The organism is Aneurinibacillus danicus (genome assembly GCF_007991215.1).
Classification (GTDB): domain Bacteria; phylum Bacillota; class Bacilli; order Aneurinibacillales; family Aneurinibacillaceae; genus Aneurinibacillus; species Aneurinibacillus danicus.
This window is the reverse complement of sequence record NZ_BJXX01000108.1, coordinates 1-1,311: the sequence shown is the minus strand read 5'-3', so window position 1 is coordinate 1,311 and position 1,311 is coordinate 1. Positions and strand designations below refer to the sequence as shown.

Genomic DNA, 1,311 nt, shown 5'->3' with positions numbered 1-1,311 from the left:
GATTTTCATAGAAAAAATTTCAACAACCTCACTGCATTCTTTTTCAACTATAATAAAGACAATGGGAATGATTTCAATGTAGAAAAAGGCGAGCGCCTTTTTCTTCCCTAGATCTTTTTTCTCTCCTTCCCTCTTTCTTTAATTTCATAATTTTCACAGAAAAAGGAGCTGGCTGTATCATGCGCAAAGATCAGGAATCATTATTGGAATTTATGAAGGATATCCTGAAGAACGGCACGGAGGACGAGCAGCAAATTCTTTATCTGGCACGCCAGGCAATCGAATACATGCAGGAGAGAAAAACCGCATATCTCTCCGGCTTTCTGGGGCTGCAGGGCGAATATCTGGAGGATGGAACCTACCGTTTCGAAGTGCCGATTACACCGTTTATGCTTAATCAGATGAAAGCGGTGCACGGCGGCATTACCGCTACACTGGCGGATTCGGTCATGGGGTCGGTCGCAAGCCGTTCAACCGGCTATAAGGTTGTAACCACGGAGATGAATGTTCATTATTTAACGCCGGGCACAGGTGACAGGCTCATCGCTACCGCTTCCGTGCTCAGACGCGGAAAAACATTATGCGTCTGCGAATGCAAAATACATAATGAGCAGGGACGGCTGGTCCTTGCCGGTACGGGAACTTTTTACCTTGTTGAGCCAAGATAAGCGCATTCCCTCCCCTCCTGCATAATGTAACTAGAGGGGGGAAGGTGATGGCCAAAAGAAAACGTACAGCGAACAGTTCTTTTACCAACCGCAATAACAACAGCAAGCCAGCGTCTGCTTCCACACCCGTCTACAGCTTCGATAACCTTCTGACCTCTAACAGTCTTGAGTTCGTCACTGCCCTGCTCCTGCTGTTCGGAAAGCTTACGGTTGACACAATTGAACTGGGCAGAACCGGAGGCGTAGCCGTTACGCTGATCGGAGAATTCCCGAAAGGCAAGGAGAACAGCAGGGTCAATCAATTGGCCTCTTTCTTAAAACAAAACGGTGACATGGCGATGGATGAGGTGTTTTCCGCATTGAAAAAACGGCTTTCAGAATAAAGGAGGCGCATAAACATGCAGAAATCGCAAAGCTTCAACGACGTACAGAAGGATGCCGCTGCTTTCGACGGTGAACAATTTTCAACGTTTATCCTGTTGGTTATTCTCATTTTCCTCGGTTTCTTCGGCACCAAAAACGTCGATGCATCCGATTTTCCCATCGATGTTCCCCTTAATCCCTAAGCCTAAACAAACTCCTTATGGCATCTCAGCCGCAACTCCGACATGAAAATCATGGGAAAAGCAGCTAACTTTTGCGG

General features: G+C 46.8%; 3 protein-coding genes. All 3 read left to right on the top strand.

The genetic code is table 11. The features are described from left to right. The first annotated feature begins 179 nt into the window (after window positions 1-179). From ADA01nite_RS12205 to ADA01nite_RS22080, 3 genes are read left to right on the top strand one after another with little or no spacing between them, the layout of a single operon-like run. Complete coding sequence (locus ADA01nite_RS12205; protein ID WP_146810249.1) at window positions 180-668, top strand: PaaI family thioesterase; 489 nt, start codon at window positions 180-182, stop codon at window positions 666-668. A gap of 47 nt (window positions 669-715) precedes the next feature. Continuing rightward, on the top strand, window positions 716-1,051 hold the full coding sequence (locus tag ADA01nite_RS12200; protein WP_146810248.1) for a hypothetical protein: 336 nt from the start codon (window positions 716-718) through the stop codon (window positions 1,049-1,051). Between the two features lie 15 nt (window positions 1,052-1,066). After that, window positions 1,067-1,234: a hypothetical protein gene (locus ADA01nite_RS22080; RefSeq protein WP_170230257.1), complete on the top strand. Its 168-nt coding sequence runs from the start codon at window positions 1,067-1,069 to the stop codon at window positions 1,232-1,234. Window positions 1,235-1,311: the final 77 nt, after the last annotated feature.

Bases quoted from the DNA above. Each gene is read 5' to 3' on its own strand.
- ADA01nite_RS22080 (WP_170230257.1), top strand. From the start codon at position 1,067: ATGCAGAAATCGCAAAGCTTCAACGACGTACAGAAGGATGCCGCTGCT.
- ADA01nite_RS12205 (WP_146810249.1), top strand. From the start codon at position 180: ATGCGCAAAGATCAGGAATCATTATTGGAATTTATGAAGGATATCCTG.
- ADA01nite_RS12200 (WP_146810248.1), top strand. From the start codon at position 716: ATGGCCAAAAGAAAACGTACAGCGAACAGTTCTTTTACCAACCGCAAT.